Annotated in this window: 2 protein-coding genes and 1 pseudogene; 2 read left to right on the top strand and 1 reads right to left on the bottom strand. The window is 66.5% G+C overall.

Annotated features, from left to right (window positions below; genetic code table 11):
- Window positions 1–327 (top strand): annotated as a pseudogene (locus QMK28_RS33925) (DUF4386 domain-containing protein); the annotation flags it as partial.
- Between the two features lie 189 nt (window positions 328–516).
- Here the strand turns inward: QMK28_RS33925 and QMK28_RS33920 are convergent.
- A complete protein-coding gene (locus QMK28_RS33920; RefSeq protein WP_443050912.1) occupies window positions 517–825 on the bottom strand; it encodes an integrase core domain-containing protein in 309 nt (102 codons plus the stop codon).
- Between QMK28_RS33920 and QMK28_RS33915 the strand changes: the two genes are divergently transcribed.
- The gene (locus QMK28_RS33915) at window positions 818–1,126 is read left to right on the top strand and encodes an integrase core domain-containing protein (RefSeq protein WP_326443543.1); all 309 of its coding nucleotides are present in this window, start codon (window positions 818–820) and stop codon (window positions 1,124–1,126) included. The genes QMK28_RS33920 and QMK28_RS33915 overlap by 8 nt on opposite strands.
- Window positions 1,127–1,357: the final 231 nt, after the last annotated feature.

The following is a 1,357-nucleotide window of genomic DNA, read 5'->3' as shown; positions in this document are numbered from 1 at the left end:
GGCGAGCATCACCGCGTAGACGACGCCGATCACGCACTGGCCCGCGCGCTGGCCGACCTCTCGTTCCTGACCGGCGGCGTCGTCTACGCGGTGATGCTCGCCATGCTCATCGCCGGAGTCTCCGTGACGGGCCTGCTCGGCCGACTGCTGCCGCGGCCCGCGGCCTGGATCGGGCTCGTACTCGCCGCCGCCGGGATGCTCTCGACGCTGTCCCTGCTCAACTCCGGCTTCGAGTATCTGCTGCCGGTCGTCCGCTTCGGCGGCACCGTATGGCTGGTGACCGCGGCAGCGCTGCTCCCGCGCACCCGGCCCGCCCGCAACGCGTAAGAGGGGAGTCACCGCCATGCCCAGCAGCAGCTGTCCGGACCTGTCCGGCACGGTCGTGGTCATCACCGCAGGCTCACGCGGAATCGGCGCACGGACCGCACGGGCCTTCGCCGCACAGGCGCCGACGTGCGCGTGGCCGGCCGCGACCAGGCCGCCCTCGACTGAACCGTTCCGGGTTCGGTAGAGACTCTAGGTTGTGGCTGTGACCTGCGGTTCTTGTGTGTTCTGTCGGTAGTAGGTGGTCTCGTATTCGGCGGGTGGGACGTGGCCTATCTCACCGTGGAGTCGTCGGTGGTTGTACCAGTCGGTCCATTCGGCGGTGGCCAACTCGACGTCGCTGAGGGCCTTCCAGGGCCGCTGGGGTTTGATGAGTTCGGTTTTGTAGAGTCCGACGGTCGATTCCATCAGTGCGTTGTCGAGGGCGTCCCCGACGGTGCCGATGGACGCGGCGATCTGTTCGGCGGCCAGGTGGGTGGCGAGGCGGAAGCTGGTGTACACATCTGAGGCGTACAACGGCCTGTGTGACCGGTTGGGCGTGGTGCAGTCCATGGGGCGGGTGGGCTCGGCGCTGGACAACGCCGCCGCGGAGTCGTTCAACTCGACGATCAAGGTCGAGTACATCCACCGGCACACGTTCGCCACCCGGACCGAGGCCCGGCTGAAGATCGCGACCTGGATCACCGGGTTCTACAACACACGCCGAAGGCACAGCGCGGCCGGCGGATCGCCGCCGGAAGAGTTCGAACGGACCATCACCGAAGCACGCGGCAAGAGCCGTTCGGAGGCCCGGGCCGCATAAGGAAGGCCTCTACGTTTCCGGGGGATTGACACACCCCCCTGCTCCTTGACAACCCGCCTCAAGTACTGCGAGTCCGCCGAGCACTCGCTGAACACCCTCTCAGCGCCTGTGAACAAACTGATCATTCTGATTACCGAACGTGATCGATTCGGGCGGGCCGGCGCGCCATGAGCATGATCATCGACCACTTGACCATGGCTTCGTGGTGCTGGGGTAAGCGTTCGTAATCGC

The organism is Streptomyces sp. H27-D2 (genome assembly GCF_035828615.1).
In the GTDB taxonomy this organism is placed as follows: Bacteria; Actinomycetota; Actinomycetes; order Streptomycetales; family Streptomycetaceae; genus Streptomyces.
The sequence above is the reverse complement of the archived record's forward strand: the minus strand, read 5'-3'. Positions and strand labels throughout refer to the sequence as shown.